The organism is Acidovorax sp. DW039 (genome assembly GCF_037101375.1).
Taxonomy (GTDB): domain Bacteria; phylum Pseudomonadota; class Gammaproteobacteria; order Burkholderiales; family Burkholderiaceae_C; genus Acidovorax.
In genome coordinates this window covers 2198363-2217788 of the sequence record NZ_AP029019.1, presented here as the reverse complement: position 1 = coordinate 2217788, position 19426 = coordinate 2198363, and the positions used below count along the sequence as shown (strand labels likewise).

Here is a 19426-nt window from a genome sequence, read left to right as displayed (position 1 = left end):
CGCACGCGCTGCGGGCTTGGGGCCCACCGTCGACGCGATGCACAACTCTTCCAGGAAGTATGTCCACGCCTGCACGCAGGTCACAGACTTGCAGGGCCAACCAGATGGTGTCGTGGCGAACCTCGCAAAGTTGCCCCCTAGAGGTGGGGCAGAACACCAAAGGTGTTGCCGGAAGGTGAATCACCTATAAAAAGTGGCTTTCCAGCAACTCCCTATTCATTTCTCGCTATGAAATTAATAGCTGAAATCATCACGGGAGTGAGTGGCGGTGATGGGGATTGCTGCACCTGCACCGTACGGCTGGCTTGCGAGGGTTTGCCCGTCACACTGGGGGCGGTGGCGATCAGTGTGTGGTTACCGTCTGGCGCCTGTGTGGTGTTCCACTGCACTATCCATGGCGCTGCCGTGAGGTTTCCTGCAAAACCCTCTGGCCCGACACAATCCTGCTGACGCGGGAGACGGACAACCCCAGTTGCCGGGCAATCTCTGACAGGCTGATTTGCGAGGCATAGTGCGCCTGATACAAAGCCTGCCCACGCGTGGGGCACAGGGCCAGCCAATCTTGCAAGCTCTTGGGGCTGGCGCGCTGGGCTTTGGGTACCTCTTTGGCGCTGACAGCTCGGTTACTGGCCAAAGCCTGCATGCGCAATACAAACTCTTCATCGCCCAGATACACCTGCTGGCGCAGCCCCTGGGCCCACAGCTGCACCCCTTGCCCAGCCTGAACCAACGCGGCATACGCCTGAGTCGCTTGGTCACGTGTGCCCTCATCCACAACATCACGCCCCAGCAGATAACCCCACACGGCCTGCACATCCAGCCAATCCGGGGCTGGGCGCACGCCCGTCAGCGCGTGGTAGCTGCACCAAGGCCATTGGGCCGGATGCTCCACCAGCTGGGCGCGCACCCGGTTGAGCTCTACATAGCGGCACACCTCCAGCAAATAGGCATCGCGGTCTACCAAAATGGCCTTGAATCGCCCTTGAAACAGATGCCCCACCTTGCCATGGCGGCGGTTGAAACGCTGGGTATAGACACCGTTGATATGGCGCATCAACAGCGACAAATTGGGCTGCCGCGTGTGCAGAACAAAGTGGTAGTGGTTGTCCATCAAGCACCATGCCAAGGCACAAGCATCAAACCGATGCAGCGCCTGGCCCAAAACGCCCAACAGGTCTTCGCGATCCTCATCGCCCAGCACGATGGGCTCGCGCCGGTCGCCCCGAGAAGTCACGTGATACACAGCGCCTGGGAACTCGATGCGCAAAGGTCTTGCCATATTCGGAAACTCCGCTGAGTTGGATTGCCGCGGAGTTTCTGCGGAGTGGGGGCAAAAGGCAAGACCTGACCCCGTTGTTCGAAAGGCAAGAGCTGACCCCGTTGTTCGGGCTGACCTCAGCGCCTTGGAATTCCTGCCCGCGTCGATCCCGCCCCAAAGTTCAAGGAGTTCGCAGCGACCGCAGCCTGGGCCAGATGGGGTTGGAGCCGGATCGTCAGAACGATCACCCATGATCAATCACAGACCGGCAGCCACAAGACCTGTGCGGGCCACAAGGCTTGCGATGATTGGACAGGCTGGGGAACAGAGGATTTTCTGGGGCGGTAAATGCCGCCAGGGGCCGTAGGCAAGGCGCATCACTGCGCTATGTCCAAAGCCTTGATCCTGATGGGTGACTTGTGCGCTGCGGCGCAACCAATGCTTTGGGAACCAAGCGCGCGGTGAGTTCGAGGACGGAGGATGCAGTCTTGAAAGAGCAATCCGGATGGACAAAAGGGTGCGCTCTTGCGGTGCAGGGGCGTGTGTTTGCCACTTGACGGGGACGGCTAATGGGTGACCCCGTTGCTCGCGTTGCTCGCATGCTGGTATCTAAGCTTGGCCCTCTCCTTAGGGTGTACGGAATTTTGCGCCACAGTCGGCGACTAAGCTCATAATATTCGCTGTCTCAGGATACGCGATACATTTCCATGAAACAACGTTGCTATCAAACTGAGGTCGCGCAACGATCACCAATTTTGATGTCTCATTGATAACAATGATCGTCCCGTCTTTTCCGACATACCCAAAATCTAAGTCACCAGATTTCGGAATAGCTCTTTCGGATATGGCACCTTTTTTCGATCGGGCAACTTCATTCTGGACTATAGCTAACCTAGGCATAATGCTTGCTAATTGGCACCTCACATCTACACAAACATCAGCGAGACGCCACAACAGTAGCGACAGCACAATAGCGGTTATTATTAGAATTACGAGAACGATTCGAAACCTTTTCATATTACTGGCAAGCGCATTGTTTCTTTAATTTGTTATACACATCCCCAGCGTGCTGTGCCGCCTTATCTTCTATTTGCCAATGAGGATCTTGAGGGTCATAGTTATCATCAGTGAGGCCTTTCATGCGTAACTGAATGAGGAATGGTTGACCGGTATGTTGCGCTTCGTGTGCGACCGTCATCACGAGTTGAAACAGATCCTCGCATTTGAGTGTGAACCCGTAAGTGAATGCATTGATATTCACCCAATTTCCAATTGTAGTTGCCTTCCCCCTTGGCCAAGGAGCGACAGTGAAATTAGGATTTAGACCACCATATGTACCGGGGAAATCTTTCCTGAGCGTATCGAATATCTGGTTGACGGCATCTTTTGTCGATAGCAACCCCGTCGGATCAACCAAGCTCAGAGGATTCCCCCCCACATAGGCAAAGGTATTAATCCCACCTTCGAGCCCAATAGGATCCCGCTGCACGTACCGCCCTACTCCCGGCTTGTAGTCACGGAAGTAGTTTTGGTGCAATCCACTCTCCCCATCAAAGTACTGCCCTGCAAACCGCAGGTTCATCGTGATGGCGCTGGCGGTGTCTAGCTTGGTTTCCCCAAACGCTTCACTGATCGCCCTCCACGTTTGCATGCCAGACTTGTCTGTCCCCAGCACCGGGGTTTCCAGGTGGTCTGTGTGCAGGTAGTGGTAGCCGGTGCCTGGGCTGCTCAGGCTGTTGTTGCCTACTTGAGCTTGCCAAAGCGGTGCGGTGCTCCACAGGCCCGCTGCCTGCGGGTTCCAGCCATAGGCGGTTTGTATTTGTCCTTGCTCGTTCATTTCTGCCAACAGGCTGCTGTCGCCATACACGTAGTACGTGGTCTTACTGCTGCCACCCTGGATGGTGGTGGTTTTGCTGATTCTGCGCCCAAACGGGTCGTAGCGGTAGCTGGCTTGTACGGCACTGGCACTTGAGGTTTCTTCATAACGCACCAGCCGCTCTGCAGCGTTGTACTGGTAGGTCTTGGTGCTTTGGCTGTTCGTTTCCTTTTGGATGTGCCCCTGGGCGTTGTATTGCATTTGGGTAGGCAAGGTCTGGCCGTTTTGCTGTGCAGGGTATTGCGTCAGTTGGTTGTCTGCGTTGTAGCTCCAGGCTCCTGGCTGGTGGGCGCTGCTGGTGCGGTTGTGAACGCTGTCATAGGTGTACTGCTCTGTGGGCAAGCCCAAAGTTTGCAGGGCTGCGTCGGGTTTGGCCTGGGTGAGACGACTGAGGGCGTCATAGCTGTATTGGGTGGCTCCCAAGTCGCTGGTGATTTGAGTGATGTTGCCTACAGGGTCGTATTGGTAGCTGCGGCTCATCAGAGTTTGGTTGGCTGCGCCTTGCACTGTGACACCCAACGGGCGTTGCAGTGCGTCAAACGTTTGGGTTTTGGTGGCCCCAGGGGTTTGGATTTTGGTAGGTTGCAGCCATTGGTAGTCGCCGTAGGTGATGGCGCTGCCGTTGGGTAGCTTGACTTGGGCCAGTTGGCCTTGCAGGTAGCTGTATTGGGTTTGGCTGCCGTCTGGGTAGGTGTGGCTGGCCAGTTGCCCGTCGGGGTGGTAGCTTTGCCCCAGGGTGATGGCGCTGGGGTTGTTGCCCAGTTGGGTGCTGCGCTGGGTGATGCGGCCCAGGGCGTCGATTTGGTAGGTGGCAGCGCTGATGGCTTGGCCTTGGCCGTCTTGTTGGTTGTAGGCTATGAGCCGGTTGTTAGCGTTGTATTGGTAGGTGATGCGCTGCTCGAGCGTGGTGCCTGCCTGAAGGTGTTCTTCTTGCGTGAGGTTGCCTGCTTTGTCGTATAGGTAGCGGCGGGTGTTGCCGCCTGCGTCGGTGCGCTGGGTCAGTTGGCCTGATGCATCGTATTGGAAGCGCGTGGTGCCGCCACCAGGGCGGGTTTCTTGCAACAGTCGCCCGGCTTTGTCGTAGTCGAAGCGGTGGGTGTTGCCCTTGGCATCGGTCACGGTCAGGAGCCTGCCGTGAGCGTCCCAGGATTGCACTGTGGTGTTGTTGAGGCTGTCGGTGGTTTTGATGAGCCGACCGAGCGCATCGTACGTAAACAGCGTGGTGTGGCCTGCAGGGTTGGTAGCGCTGATGCGCTGGCCCAGTGCGTTGTACGCAAAGTGCCATGTGTGAGAAGCCAGGTTACCTGTCGAGGTGCCTGAGGGCTTGCCAAGGAGTTGACTGGCTTGCGTGACTCTGCCTCGCTGGTCATAGCGGTATGACGTTTGGTAAGTAGGGTATTGCACTGCGACGAGCAGCCCCGCATCAGGCGCTCCGTTGGCTCCGTACTTGTATTGGGTGGTGTTGCCCGCTGCATCAGTGGATTGGGTGACGCGGCCAATGGGGTCATACGCAGTTTTGACGATCAGACCACCGGGCGTAGTGGCGCTAGCCACTCGGCCAAAGGCGTCTCGGGTTAGCTTCCTGATCTGACCCAACGGGTTAGTCAACTGGGTGCTGAGAAGGCCTGTGCCGTCATAGGTGCTTTGCCAAACCTCTCCTCCCATGCCAGTTTCTCGAGTGGCTTGATTGGCGCTGTTGTATTGGTATTGCTCGGTATTTCCGAGTGGGTTTTGGACTGCCGCAAGCCGGCCAAGCTTGTCGTAACTGCTAGACCAAGAATTTCCCAACGCATTGGTCAGGGTGGTAGGCAGCCCCTTGCTGTTGTAGGCGTAACGATACACATTGCCCGCGGCATCCTCGGTTTCAACTTGGTTGCCCCAGTTGTCATACACATAGGTCTCTGTGACTGCATCTGCGCCCTGCCCATCACCAGAACCTCGTCGGTAGCTCAGCGCGTTGCCCCATTGGTCGTAGGTGTAGAGATGGCTGCGCTGCTCGGGTTTGCCCAACGCATCGATCGCTTGCAGAAGGCTCCCCTTCGCGTCATATCGCCAGGTCGTGACGGTTCCCTCTGCGTTGGTGTAGCGCACTATTCGTCCTTGGCTGTCGTACTGCCAAGACTCCTTACTGCCATCTGGCTGGATGGTTTGCAGCGGACGGTAATGGGTGTCGTAGTTGATGGTCGTTGTCAAACCACGAGCATCTAGCGTGCGGTGCTGCGTGGTACTGTCCATCTGCCTCTGGGTTTGCACCTGTCCATCCACGACATATTCCAGCAACCAACCTTCTTTGCTGTAACGGTACTGAGATGGTGTGCCGTCAGGGCGCTGCACTGACACCAAGTACTGCTGAGTGACGCGGTTGAAATCAATGCGATATACCCAACGCGCACCGTTTTCGTCTTGGTATGTTGCTACCCTGGCATTACGTGGTTTGGGGCTGCTGGTGCTCCCACTGCTGGGCAGCGATTGGCCGGTAACGGCACCACCCGTTCCCGTGCCTGCAAACCCAGCGGTGTAGGGCATCTCACCGGGGGCCGTTGCATACGTGATGTGCAAGCTTGCGCCTTCTGGATTGGTCCTTTGCGTGATTTGCTGGCGGTTGTCGTATTGATAGCGCCACACCTGCCCTTCAGCGTCTGTTACCTGAGCCAGTACGCCGGGATCTTGCCACTGGTATTGCACGGAGGCCCCTGAAATATCAGTGATGCGCGAGATGCGTCCCTGGGAGTCGTAGTCGAAGGTGTAGATGGTGCGATCCAGTGGATCTGTGAGAGCAACCAAATTCCCGGCAGCGTTACGCACAAAGCCGATCTTGGCACCGTATGGATTGCTGTAGCTTTGAATCACTCCCGAGGAGTTGTAGTCGACGGTGTTGCCCAAGCGGTCATACCACCGCCAACCTGTTGCTGTCTTTTGTATGAGGTTGTCGCTATCGAAACGGTAAATGCTGCCTTGGGAGGCCGTGCCCCCTTCGGCTATCCCCACAGCTTGGCCTGCGGCTTGGCTCCCAGCCTGGCTACCGGTGCGTTCATACATGCTGCCTGCGCGTTCGACAGCCAGCACTCCGCCCAGGGGATCAGGCAACAAGCGCAGGTTCGCCCAAGCAGGATTGATGTACCACTGACCTGCGACCCATGTGCGTTGTATGCGCACCAGACCAGCCAGAGTTTTCACACTGAGATCTACCTTGGTCTCTGTGTACTCCTGGTTGGGCTGCGAGATCTGCTGGGCCTGCACTGTGGAAGGCAGCAGAAACAGCCCCGCCCCCAACGAAAGAAGAGCAGCCAAGAGACGGTTGCAACAACCTTCTTTCAAGCTACCGAAAACGGACTTCAATACAAACATGAATTCAACCTTACTTGTTAGCCCTGCAACTACCAAACGGACCGTCTTTACTGTCTGGCTTTTGGTTGCTATCCAGATCACTTGGTAGCGGCACTGGGGCCGGATTTGGGCTACCTGGCGACGTTGGTGGACTGGCTGGAGGATCGCCGTATGGGCCGTACGGACCATAGCCCGGCTTAAAGCCACACCAGGCACCGGTGCATCCACCGCCACCGCCACCGCCACCGCCACCGGGGCCAGGACCAGGACCAGGACCAGGACCAGGACCAGGACCAGGACCAGGACCAGGACCAGGACCAGGACCAGGACCAGGACCAGGACCAGGACCAGGACCAGAACCAGAACCGCCACCAGGGCCAGTTCCTCCGCCCGCACACCGGCTGCAGCCCCCAGGCGGGCACTTGGTGATGAAGGTGAACAGTGATCCCCCCGCACCGCCAGAAGCACCACCGCCCCAACCACCTGGTGGAACACCTCCGGTACCGCCTGAACCGGTACCGCCGCCACTTGGAGCGGTACAGCTGCCACCAAACAAGCGACTGATATTCACGCAGAAGGACGCTGTGCCCGTATCCCCCGCAGCACATGTGAATTTGAAATTCACACATGCACTGGCCCCGTAGCTACTGCAACTTGCTGCCTTGGCGACTGCGTCTGCCTTCTCATGAGGCACTGCCGCGCTCTTTCCTGTGGTCAAGAGGTTGCGAATGGCCTGCTGCACCTGAATGCTTGGGCTGTAGCCCGTGGCAAGCGGCAACAACTTGGTGGTGTCATTGAGCACCACTCCGCTCTTGATAGGCGCAATCGCTGTGATCCGATAGGGAATGACCACGCGGGACTTCGCGGCCAGCTCTTTGGGCATTTCGCCAAAGAACTCATAGCGGTAGTTTTGGTCTGTCTTGGGCAACGTGAATTGCAGGTCGTCTGCACGCACCAATCCATAGTTGCTGACAGTAATCTCGCCGGTGATTTCCTCGCCCACCTGCATGTCTGGAAGATTGATGCTGGCGGGTTCCATCAGAACGACAGGCGCTGGAACCTGAGTTTGGTAGGTTGCCTCCAAGGTGATGTGGTACTCATCCTTGATGGTGGTCTCCGTCACGCTGAACTCAACGCTGATCAACTGGCTGTCCAAGAAGACGCGCTCACTTGCCGTCAAACCGGCACGCACTTGCACGCGGCCGCCTGCATCCGTGTGCCCGGGTGCACTGACGCGCCAGCGGTAGTTGCCCGGAGCCAAGCTGGTCGCCTCTGCAATCCCTTGATCGTTGCTGGTAAGGCTGCGGATATCCGCCGTCAGTGCTTCGTTTTGAAGCTTGATCGTGGCGCCCGCCAAACCGGGGATCAACTGGCCGGTCTTGTCCAAGGTGTTGGTGTAGATGTCCACCAGTTTGAAACGCACACCCCCTTCACCACTTTGGGCCACAGCAATCGTGACGGGAACCTTGCCACCGGCATCGTTCTCGGCATTGATGCGCAGCTCGTATTGGTAGTAGCCGTCGCTGATATCAGCGCCTGGACTGGCGACGATCTGCAAGCTGGTGGATTGCCCGATGTCGAGATTGCCGATATCAGAACTACTTGCCAAGCGCACCCAGTTGGGTGGGGTGCCGCCGGTTGGCGTGAGCAAGCTGGCCTTCACGGCCTTCGCCGCAGCCAACCCTTTATTGGTGACAGTCACGACACCACTGGCGGATTCCCCTTGCTTCACACCGATTTCCACCAAACTCGGTGACGGGCTCAAGCCCGGGGTCGCTTCATGGAGCTGATAGTCCAAGCGCAGCTCAGCGCGCGGCGTAGTGCCACTCTCTTGTGCGAATGCCTTGAGGATGATGGTGCCCGTGGCACCTGCGGCCTCACTCCCCTTCAGCGTCAATGTCATTGGCACGGCTGTGCCCGCGGCTACATCGATTGGCTGACCGAGGTCGAGTGTGATGCCAGGGGGCAAGCTGCCCGAAGGCTGGTCAGCAGCTTGAGCGACCCACCGCACCGCCTTGGCCCCTGTGCCAGCACTGGCTCGCACCTGCAACTGCACTGGAGTCGCCTGGCCACGTATGGCATTGAGCTTGTACTGGCTGTAATTGAAACTCAGACGGTTGATCGTGAATTGCCCAGCCGCTGGCCTGGCCGCGTAGGTGCTGTCGTCGGGGTGGACAACGTAGACCGAATAGGTTCCAGCATCATTGGACTGCGGAACAAAGCTGTAGCTGAATTGCCCCGATGCATCACTGACCAATGTGATCCGACGCTCGAAGCCTTGCACACGCAAAACCAGCTTGAGCGAGGCGTTGGGTACAGACTGCGCGGAACTGTCTGTGGTCGCAACCTGTCCAGTGATGATGATTGGCTGCTCGCCAAAAGACAGTGCCGGCGTGACATTCAGAGCACGAGTGCCGTAGGGCATGACCGGGGCAGGAGGTGGTGGTGGCACTTGCTGCACTTGCACGACGCGACGAGCTTGTGCTGATTTTCCGGAAACGCTCGTAGCAGTCGCCGTCAGCGTGTAGTTGCCGTCAGGCAGAGCGCCCGTGTTCCACTCCATTGACCAAGGCGGCGAAGTGAGAGTCCCGAGCACCACTGGGCCTGCAGCGGTATCCGCTTGAATCTGTACTTGTGAAATTCCATTGGCATCAATTGCACTGACCTGGACATTGACCAAGCCCCTCACGATAGCCTGATCGCTTGGGCTCAAAAATGTCACCGTCGGTGGAGGCTGCACGTATGACACAGCAACCGCCGCACTGAGCGGACCATCGCCACGCGCATTGATCGCCCTGGCCTGGAGCGAGTGGGTACCTTCCGCTGGAAGCTGAACGCTACCGGCAAAGTTGCCACTGCCATCTGCGGCATCAAGCTGTCCAATCACTTGCCCATTCAGGGTCACCTGTATATTCGACCAAGGCTCCGCCGTCCCGGTGAAACTCAGAAGGGGCGATGTAACCGTCGCGCCATTCGAAGGACTCGTAATGGCAGCAGCGCCGGGACGTTGCATATCCAAAGTGAAAGGCACATTGATGGTCGTCATACCACCTTCGGGATCACGCGCGATGGCCAAGATCGTGTGCGCGCCATTGCTGAGGTTTTCAAAACGCAGGACGCGACGAGCTTCTACGGGGCTTGCTTCGGTGCTTGGTGCAGGTGAGGTGCCGTAGCTACCACTAGCAACGAGTACGCCATCAACGAAAGCTTCAATTTTTGTAACGCCTTTGGCGCTGTATGCGCTGAGCAAAAGCTCTCCTGCATTGCGCAGCGTAGCGCCTGAAGAAAGAGCTTGCCCCGCAAAACTCAGCTTCATCGCGGGACCAGGCTTCCCTGTGGGGTCCATCGTCAGATAAGGCTGATATGCCACGCCTGTACTGACCCTGCTGCCTTGCCCGGACGGGTTACCAACACTGTCTCTAGGACCTGTGTGATGTCCCCACCAATTGTTTGCGGCCTGCACCACGGACTGTGGTGAGTCATTCAACACGCCGTACGAGGTGTTTTCTGCGAGACTGCTTTGGGCAATTGTGGGCGTTGACATCGCACTCGAACGCAGGCCGATGACATTACCGGTAATCCGACTCGATTGGATTTGCGGGGATCCTTGCCCCGTTACCCAAAGGCCTACCAAACTTTGCTCCAGGCGCAAATCAGAAAAGACAAAGGAGCCGCCTTTCAGATTCAGCGCCGCACCGGCATTGGCCAGCGCTGGAGGAACATTCTGAGTCCCGCCCGCATACCGCAAGGTAAGTCCGTTAATGCTGATGTTCGTCGGCTTGACCTCGTCAGACAGAAAGACGCCCAGCCAATCAGCAGCAGCAGGCGTGCTGCTGGAGTTGCTATGAACAGGAGTACCCGCTGTGGAGTCATGCTCGCTGGTGAAAACCACGCCTGAACCGGTTCGCAGTTGACCTCGGACCCAAAGCCCGGAGCCAGGCTTCTGTGCATTGGCGCCTGCGCCAAACTTGACCACGACCCCGTCTGCAACAGTCAGTTGAGCATCTTCCGCGGCGGCGGTCGGGGCTTGGCCTAAAGCAAACCACAAGCTAACAAAGGCCAACAGGCACTGACGGACGACAGGCATGCCCAGCGCATTTATGCACTTGGTCATAACCATCATTGAAAACATGTTGCTCGACCTCGTCACGGTTGCACCTCAAAACGCTTCGTATGGGTTGGTACACCAGGCACATTGACCGTCAACTGAGCAACACCAGCTGAAATGAAGTTCATTTCAAGATAGACACACTCTTGCTTTGCCGGCCAGATATCTATTGGCGTCACACGTGCCACAGCTGGGTTGGAGGTCGACATCTGAATATTCATGTCCGTCAGGGAATAACTGCGCACACCCCATCCCGGCTCAGACAAGCAGACTTCAAAGGTGCGGCTTTCTCCCGCCGTTACATCAACTTCCGGTGTTTGCCAGTCGCGGCTATCGAAGGACAGACTGGGCGGCACCACTCTGATAGATCTACTTCCAACGTCAGGGTAGACATCAAGGGATGCGGGGACAGTAGCTTCAAGACTTGTCCGCCCTGGACTCAGTCCCGTAACCTCAAAGTACGCATACTCCTCGTTGGGCATCAATTCGACCGGCGATGTCGCACTGCAACCCGATACGTCAGCGCAAACGATTTGCACACTCAACGGCTGTGAAGGAGGCTGCGGCAACCCCCGATAAGTTGCATACGCACCAAAATTGGCGGTGAAACCCTGCACGACGGTAAGTTCCACGCAATCGCCGCACACTGCCCTCATTGCGATCTGGTCATCGGCCAAAACAGTGATGGCCTCTGATTTACTACTCATGCCGTTGGCCATGTTCAAGCCAATGCGATAGCTGCCACGACGGCTCGCTTCACCCACGTACAGGGTATTGGTACATGATGATCCGGTCTCAATGCGAGCTTGAGTGACCGATGATCCACCTTCCGGCTGGTTGTAGATTGCGCCGACCAAACCAATGGGCGCTTGATCTGGCAAGCTCAGATCCATAACCCAAGCGGAAGCACTCAGCTCTTGACGGTAGTAAGACGACGTGACGTTAGGGACAGATAAACAAATACTGAAGCCCTGGCGGACGCCCATGTAGCGCTCACGCGAGACACTCCAAGCCAGTTCAGGCTTCACAACATTCACGTCGGCGATGGCAGCCACTGCGTACTCAGCCGATGCACGTAACTTGGTTGCACCAGCTGCGTTCCCTGTTATGGACACCATCACCGACTGCTGCCAGGAAGGTATATAGACGCTCTGGGTGGAACAGATTGATGAGTCTTCACAAGCGAGAGTGACGTACACACCATCGCTGTATGCGTGGTAACTCAAGGGTTCGACTTTCCGGCCTACACGGACCCTTCCGACCAACCCTTCACCAATCACAAACTTTCCATTTTCAGAATATGCCTCAAGATATAGCTCGGTGGGCTTGACCACTGTGACGTTGTTTGGACTTGCCATAAATCCAGCACCACTCAGTTGCAAACGAGCCTCACCAGGAGCAATAGCTTGAACCAGGAATGGAGGCGTCGTTTGTGGATACAGCTCCTCTCCACTTACAGAGGCCTCGTTAACAATCACTTTCAATACAGAAGGAGCGGAGCTATCCATCTGCGCTTTCAGTCCGCCCTTTGGTGCTGGTGGAACCACTTGCCTGACAGAAATTTCAAGCTGCTCCCCTACCAGCATGCGGCTCGGCGCAAGGAGTTCAGCATAAAGACCAGAAACGAACTCAAGATCCACCGCCCCCTCGCGAATGGCATACCCAGCTGCAGCCTGAGCGCTCACAGTGGCCGTTGTCCCGGATGCCGCTCCCTGAACAACAAAGGTGGCGCTGCTCTCTCCCTCAGCAATGGTGACACTCGCAGGATGCTGCACAGCACCGACAGGGGTACTCGACAACGGCACTGTTACCCCTCCGCTAGGTGCAGGCACGGATAAATTTGCAGTCAGCGTGTAGGGAGCGCCCGCCAACATTTGATTGGAACTGGACAGCACCCTCAAGTCGATGGAAGGAATATCAGCAACCTCCACCCGGACTCCAGCTGTACCTAACTCAGGATGAGAGACAGAGATGGAAGCCGCGCCCAACTGAGACAGCGAGGAAACGTTGAAATTGACTTCACTCGCCCCCTCTGGAACCCTCAGGACGCCAGGGCCTTGGACAATGTAAGAGGCGGATGAAACAAACGAAAGGTCTCTACCGCCCTGAGGGGCCGGTTGCGTCAGCTTCAAGCGCAATGGCACATTCGAGTTACGCGGCATTTTGACCTCCGCTGGCTCAATCAGCATCTGCGCAAGACCGACCTCCACCAGACCTTGCTCAACAAAATAGGGAATGCCAGCCAGCGCCCAGCTGACTTTCCCAGTGATCACACCCGCAGGTACCAGCACTGCATTGATCAGGTTTCCCTCCGCTGTAAGTCCCTTGCCAACAGGCGACGACTCCAGATCTATTCGGACAGCGGGTCCATTGTTGAATCGCAGCGAAACACGGTTCAACGTAGGAGAAGACTTTTCGACAACGAGACCGCTGCCGTACTCGACACGTACATAGTCCCATTGGGTTTGCTCATTTCGAGTTCCTTCAGTGAAACGCCACACCCCCCAGTCGCCAGGGGCTGGCGATGACTTGGCTGAAGTAATGACGATCGGCTGATCTTGAGTCCCCACGGCACGCACAGCCCCGCGCATGACTGTGAAGCTGGACGACGGCTCCATGCGTATTTGCACGCCAGGATCCACAGTCAACGTAGCGTCCTGATCCAGCGTCACATTGCCTTGCACCATGATGGGAGACTGCGCCGCAGTCCAGCGGGTGTTCGCTGCAATAGAGCCAGAGACGGTCAATGCCCAAGCGGATTGGGATGCGCAAACACCCAACAGCAGTCCCACGAAGGTTGCTGCGGTGCTTCTCACCACGCTCAACCGCCGCTGGTTTGTAGCGGCCTTGAGGACTTGCATGAATGAACCGATAGATCGCATGAAAAACCCCAAATGCTCAAGAACCACACGAGCGAGGCAAAGGACGCCCTGCATGGGCCGCCGACTGCTGCTGCTGTTGCAGATATGCGTTGTAAGAATCCCAACCGCCAGAGAGCCAGGCCAGAGTTCTTGCGCCGGGCTTGTATGGGGTTTGCTGCAGTCGCGCTAACAACGATTGCCCGCTGGCCTGGCTTGGCGTGAGCAGCAACCATTGCTGATGTGGTCCGAGCGGCTTTGCACGCTCTGCATCGTTCAGAGCTTGCACAAGTGCTGCGTCATCCACCGACGACGGTAAATTGACTTCTGGTTTTCCTACAAGGCTCTGTACTTGCTCTTGGCGCAGTCCAATGCCGATCAACCGCCACTGGCCATCCAGTGCACCGAGCCAAGCCTCTTGCGGCGTCACCATGTCCACGGACTGGATTCGCGCCCAACTGCGCGCACCGCCGAGCAAAACCTGCACTTTGGAGAAACCTTGCTTGCGCAGCGATAGGCACGCAGTTGTCAAAGCACGCAAATCGACCCCTGTGCCGACCAAAGTAAGAGACTGATCACGCAAATAGCGACGGTCCGCCACCGACGGCAGCGGCAAAGCAACAGCGCCAGGCAGAGGGGCCACTGCAGCCTCCCTCACATCGAGAGCCATTCCCCCAGCACGCCGAGCCTCCACGACGTCGACCCAACACTGCGTTTCTTGCGTCGAATACGAAAGTGCTTCGGCATGGCCAAATTCAGGCACCGTGGGCTGGGGGTAGTCCACGCGCAGGCACGCAGGAACCTCCGGCTCCTGCGCCCACGCTGGCAAAACAGTCGCAGATAGAACGAGCATGCACCCCACCACAAGCGGGCGCAAAAAGCGTTCCCAGACCATCATGTGCCCCGAGAGTTGCGGCGCTGAACAACCCCTCCCACCGCAAAGATCAACAGGCTCAGGAACATCAGAACTCGCCAATCCATGACAGGGATAGGCGCTGGATCCGTCGCGGGGATTGCGGCAGCAATCACTGGACCACCGGGATCACGGATCACGCCGTTGACCGTCAAGTCATCGTCACCAAGACCCCCGTCTTTGATCGTGTACGACACCGTGTTACCGCTGATTCGCAGGTTCTTAGGTGGGTACCAAATCTTTCTGCCGCCAGAGGTACGGGTGACCCCGTACTTGAGGTAGCCCGTGATCCCACGCAGGTCTGGCCAAGTCGTTGTGATGGTGACTTCGCCGCCTGGTGTGCAACTGACCAACTCAAAGTCAAACACGCCATGTGGCAGCAGGATCTGTCCCAGCACAGGTCCCATTCCAGAGGCAGGCATCATCCTGGTTGCGTCGGGGTTGAACGCACAGGAGGCGCCACCACCAGAAACACGCGCGGTGACTTGCCCCGTGCCGGTCGCAGAAGGCGCTGTGAAAACCGGCGTAGGCACCGGTGCAGCCACGTTGGTCATATCAAAAACTTGTGCAGCAGAAGCGTCAGACGCGATTGCGACGCGCACTTGATAAGCCCCGGTCACCACATTGGCACGCAACAGCGGAGATACAGCGGTCCCGTTGAGGTCGGTATTGACCAAAATGACATTGGTGGACTGGCCTTCAAACTGTGCAGAAGCCCCGCTGGACGGCGCTTCAAAGCGCACGGCTACTCCGCTCTGAGGACGGCTTTGTGCATCCACCACCCGAACAGTCAGTGGCTTACCAAACACCGCGCCGGTGCGTGCTGACTGACCATTGCCGTCGACAGACAACAAGCGCAGCGATTGCGCCATCTGGTTCTGCAGAGAGAAGCTCACACTGGAGGCCGCCCCTTGGGCTGCCGCACTGACTTGATAGGCGCCCACACTCATGTTGGCGCGCACCCGAGGCGATACGGCAATGCCTGAAGCGTCTGTGGTGGCAAGTACCGAACCGGCACTTTGACCCGCGCCTTCGAAAGCCGCCCCAGCACCTGTTGCGGACGCGATGGCATCAAACTGCACGGACACTCCGGCCTGTGGGCGATTCTGAGCATCCACTACGCGAACGCTCAGGGACTTCCCAAACAAGGTGCCAATCGTGGCGGACTGCCCTTGCCCATCGACAACCTGAATGGTCAGGTTTGATGCGACCAACGGATTGTTTTGCAGCGAGAACACAGCAGAAGAACTCAGCCCGTTAACGGTAGCGAGCGCTTGGAAAGTGCCTGCAACAGTATTCGCAGTCAAGCTTGGAGAGCGCACAACGCCTTGGGAGTCCGTCACACCGACTGCACTTGCATTGCCTCCAGCAAAGCTTGCGCTGGCACCCGTACTTGGAAGCTCAAAACGCACCGACACCCCGGCCATGGGACGGCCACGACCATCCAGCACCTGCGCAGCGAGCGCTTGACCAAAGACCTGCCCAACGATCGAAGTTTGCCCGCTACCACCAACGCTCGTGATCTGCGCAGGAGTCAGCGCAGGATCAGGAATCCAACGGGTTTGGAGCAAGAAGAACCATCGGGCAACGTCCAACCGCAACTCCGCAATCGATGGAGCGGAAGGCAAGGTCGACAGCTGGTCCAAACTCGCTTGCAAATTCCCAAGCAACTCAATCGCAGTATTCCAATCACTTTGCTGCTGCGCCTGCTCAACTTTGCTCAGGGCATCACGGGCTTGAGCGACCGCTTCTTGCTGCTGTGCCCCAACTGGCGTGATATCGGCCAGAGCCAACTTGATGCGCGGGACCAATGTATCCAGACCCAGTACCTGCAGCGCAGTGGTCTGCGTGGCGAGCAAGCCCATATCAGACGTATCCAAGAGCTGCGACTTCGCCTCGGCAGCGCCAGAGGCCAAAGGCATCATCAACTCCAGTTTGACGATTTGCTCCTGGCCCGCAGGCAAAGCAAGTGCCCATGACGGCTGCGCGCTCGAGGAAGCCCCTTGTGCAGGAGGCACCGCATCGCGATAAGTGACGCCAGACGTGAGGTCCATCTTGAGGTTGACGGACTTTTCAGCACCACCCACAGGGGCAAGGCTTCGGGCTTTGACTTTCAGGCCGAACGCGGAACCCGCCAATGCAGGCTGAGTCTTCGGAGCAGGAGTCAATGCGAGCAGACGCTGCTCAGCAAATTGGGACCAGACGCCGCCGCTCGATGCAGCGTCGAGCAAATCAAAGCCCGCCAACAGGGATTGACCCAGACCATACACATGCGACGCGATGGCTGGCTTTCCAGAAGCGACGTAGACGCCATCCAAAGTAGCAGTATTCAGCTGTAGTGGGTAAGCGGCACCGAGGGTCGGCATCGCCGTACCACCCGTCAACGCGACCTGGAGGTCGCTGCCCAGGGTGGGCTCTTCAAAGGTTGCGCCAAATACATCGGAGACTCCACGCATAGAAACTGCGTTTCCTCCGTCCAAGACCACAGAGTCACCTCTGCGCACCGCCGCGCGGACTTCAGCCTGGGCCGTGGCATCCAGACTGCTTGTGCCCCCCGCAAACCACAGGACGTTGTATGCACCGCTGCGCATGGCGACTCGCCAATCCCCCGACTGGGTCACAACCAAAGCCCGGATAGAACGCGCTGCGAACCAGGCTCGAGCAGCGTCAGCCTTGCGCACAGCACAAGCTTCTGCGTCTTGAGACGAGCTAACTTCTGGACATTGACTCCACACCAGCACCTGGGTCTGCGAGTACAACTCTTGCGCAATCTCCGCGCCACTCTGCGGATCCTTTTGCACCAGCAGGTTCACGCGACTTTGGTTGTTGTCGCCCACAGGATCTTTGGTTTGCGAGCCAATGGCTGCGGTCCACGTGATAGAGCGGGACTTACCGTCGCTCAAAGGTTGAGCAAGAGCATGCACCGTGAGAGTGGCCGACTGGTCCTTGGACAGAGCACCGACATTCCAAACCGATCCATCAAATGCGCCCAGACTCGCCGTGACGATCTGTTGAGACAGTCCAGCCGGAAGAGCCGCTTGAACCGTCACACCTTGCGCTGTGTCAGGACCCTTGTTGGTCGCAGTGATCGTGACGATCGCTGTCTTGCCGGGAATCAACTCGTAAACGTTGGACTGCGCAGTCACTGCCACATCTGCTGATGAGGTCTGGCTGCTACCGTCAACTGGCTTGCGCTTGGAAATCACATAGCCGCTGGCATTCGTCCCAGCAAGGAGCACGATGTCGCGGATCAAACCGTCCGAGGCAACACCACCCGCACTGCCGACGACCCAAGTGCCATTGATCCAACCGCTGCGCTCACCTGCTTCCAGCTGATACCGGCCTGGCATCAGACCGTTGTACGAAAATTTGCCTTGAGGATCTGTGTATGCCTGAATCGATACATTTCGGCCCTGGGCATCAACCCCCTTCAGGGCAACCATGAGGTTGCCTTCAGGTGCTTCGCCCGCATCGCGCACACCGTTGCCGTTCGCATCAAGATAGGCCGTACCGCCCAACGAGGCCGTCGAGCTGTCCGAGAAAACCAGGGTGTACTGTCCCGTCGTGTTGCTGTCAAAAACGTGGACGTAGTAACTCCAGTTCAGGTCGCTATTGCGCGATTTGGAGAGCCAGAAATTTTGAGCGAGCAGTTGTTTGCCATCACTGCGCAGTACTTGCGCAAGCACACGAGAGCCACGCGAAGGGTCGGGTAACTTGACATGCACATGGCCTTGAGTTGCAGGGAACTGCAATGCAAGGTTTCCGCCTGAGACGGCATTCAACGAAGCTGCGCCAGACAGGTTGAAAACCGGGTTGTCTCCGCCCTGGGAGTCGTAGACCCTGTAACCGTCGCCCTGTTCAGCCAAGAAGTCATCAATGTCATCCTGGCCCGGCAGATCAACACGGACATCCCGCACCAACTTGTGGGTCACGATTTCTTTGATCAAGGATGTCACCGCTCCACCCAAGGAGTCGGCATGGACAAAACTAGCGTTGAACTGGGTGAACCTACCCGCCAGCGTGGTCTGCATCAACCACCGCCCCATCTTTGCGCTCTGCGGTGCGATATCGCCAAAATCCAGCAACAGGCTCTTTCCGGCGATCGCGTTACCCACGTATCCACCAAGGATGGTGAAGTCGATCAGCAAACCCTGGCGGTTTTCCACAATCTTGGGTTGTGCGGATTCAATCTGCAACTTCGCAGCAGTGCCTGCTCCAACGTTGGCAACGCGAACCCCTAGCGTGAACGGCTCAGAGGCTTCTGTCTCAGGCGTGAATGGGTCGTCCCCGAAAACATCCGTGGGCAAAAAGTAGTCAAGCCGCAAAAGCGGCTGAGGACGGACAACAACGTAGTCGGGCGTTACTTCAACGGTGCTCGTCTGACCGTCCAATGTGTAGGAGACACGCGCGCCGATGTAGTAAAGACGCCCTTCAGAGGTGGTGCCACCAGCGCCCTGCGAGGGAATGATCAGCCAACGGATATCAGCGGTAGCTTTTGCCGCCAAACTGGCACTGCCATCGATTGCCGTCAGACCCGTCAAATTGTCTGTACGTACGAAGAAGGAAGCGCCTGATGAATTGGCATCGGTTGTGGCGACAACATCGTTTTGATCCTGATCTTTGAAGAGCAGGTCGATCTTGACGTTGGACAGCGCGCTCGTCTCCAAGCCGTTTCTGATGACCATGTGGGCATCAAAAGCCTGGCGCTCCAGAGAGAGCTTTTGCTCGATGACGATTTTGACTTCGGCACAAACCGAGTCTTGGGCATTGGCTGAGCGCCCCCATGCACCGCATAACGCGGTCAAGACCAAAACGGTCATCCAAAGCCAATTCAGACATGCGCGCGCTGACACGCCGAGTCGGTTAAGTCCAACTCGCACCCCTCCCAAGCGCATATGCGCACTCCCTGATGATGTAGCTACGTGGCGCCTAGAGACGCTCTGGTTCGCAACTATGTTTGTGTAGTTTTAGTAAAGCTAGGGAGCTTATCGGATGAGGACGTTAAACACGCAACAAGACGTCAACAAGTTGATGAATATTAACAATTACTCACACACAGTCGCTTCATTGAGTTGGGAGGAAGTCA

At 57.3% G+C, this 19426-nt stretch carries 6 protein-coding genes; all 6 read right to left on the bottom strand.

The genetic code is table 11. The features are described 5' to 3' along the window. Positions 1 to 388: 388 nt before the first annotated feature. Positions 389 to 1279, bottom strand: a complete 891-nt coding sequence (locus AACH87_RS09845) for a transposase (protein ID WP_338798639.1) — start codon at positions 1277 to 1279, stop codon at positions 389 to 391. 997 nt (positions 1280 to 2276) lie between these two features. Then, positions 2277 to 6563 (bottom strand): RHS repeat-associated core domain-containing protein, encoded by a 4287-nt coding sequence (locus AACH87_RS09840; protein WP_338798638.1) that lies wholly within the window; start codon positions 6561 to 6563, stop codon positions 2277 to 2279. Beyond that, positions 6493 to 10548 carry an Ig-like domain-containing protein gene (locus AACH87_RS09835; protein WP_338798637.1) on the bottom strand — a complete coding sequence of 1352 codons (4056 nt, stop codon included), beginning with the start codon at positions 10546 to 10548 and terminating at the stop codon, positions 6493 to 6495. The genes AACH87_RS09840 and AACH87_RS09835 overlap by 71 nt, the downstream gene beginning before the upstream one ends. 59 nt (positions 10549 to 10607) lie before the next feature. Continuing rightward, positions 10608 to 13430, bottom strand: coding sequence for a hypothetical protein (locus AACH87_RS09830; RefSeq protein WP_338798636.1), 2823 nt, complete (start codon positions 13428 to 13430; stop codon positions 10608 to 10610). Between the two features lie 37 nt (positions 13431 to 13467). Then, the gene (locus AACH87_RS09825) at positions 13468 to 14070 is read right to left on the bottom strand and encodes a hypothetical protein (protein ID WP_338798634.1); all 603 of its coding nucleotides are present in this window, start codon (positions 14068 to 14070) and stop codon (positions 13468 to 13470) included. A 251-nt stretch (positions 14071 to 14321) separates the two neighbouring features. Then, positions 14322 to 19160, bottom strand: a complete 4839-nt coding sequence (locus AACH87_RS09820; protein WP_338798633.1) for a choice-of-anchor U domain-containing protein — start codon at positions 19158 to 19160, stop codon at positions 14322 to 14324. Positions 19161 to 19426: the final 266 nt, after the last annotated feature.

What these genes read in the sequence shown, in the direction of transcription:
- AACH87_RS09845 (WP_338798639.1), bottom strand. Translation starts at nt 1,279, where the DNA reads ATGGCAAGACCTTTGCGCATCGAGTTCCCAGGCGCTGTGTATCACGTG.
- AACH87_RS09835 (WP_338798637.1), bottom strand. Translation starts at nt 10,548, where the DNA reads ATGCCTGTCGTCCGTCAGTGCCTGTTGGCCTTTGTTAGCTTGTGGTTT.
- AACH87_RS09830 (WP_338798636.1), bottom strand. Translation starts at nt 13,430, where the DNA reads ATGCAAGTCCTCAAGGCCGCTACAAACCAGCGGCGGTTGAGCGTGGTG.
- AACH87_RS09820 (WP_338798633.1), bottom strand. Translation starts at nt 19,160, where the DNA reads ATGACCGTTTTGGTCTTGACCGCGTTATGCGGTGCATGGGGGCGCTCA.